Source organism: Aquirufa sp. ROCK2-A2, assembly GCF_054558485.1.
Genome location: NZ_JBPXKA010000034.1, coordinates 1 through 255 on the forward strand (window position 1 = coordinate 1; position 255 = coordinate 255).

At 43.9% G+C, this 255-nt stretch carries 1 rRNA gene; it reads left to right on the plus strand.

Annotated features, from left to right (window positions below):
- Window positions 1-78: 78 nt before the first annotated feature.
- Window positions 79-255, plus strand: a 23S ribosomal RNA gene (locus tag V7S76_RS13300); the annotation flags it as partial.

A 255-nucleotide genomic window follows, 5' to 3' on the forward strand; every position in this document is an offset into this window, starting at 1 on the left:
ATGGATACACAAGGTTCTTTGACATATTGTGAGAAAAAAGTAAAGAGTAAGAGCAAATTAAGTATAGAGATATACAATAGTAAGTGAATTAAGGGCGTATGGGGGATGCCTAGGCTCTTGGAGGCGACGAAGGACGTGTTAAGCTGCGATAAGCTTCGGGGAAGTGCACAAGACTTTCGATCCGAAGATTTCCGAATGGGGCAACCCACTAGATTGAAGATCTAGTACCCGTCTAATGACGAGGAGCAAACCTGC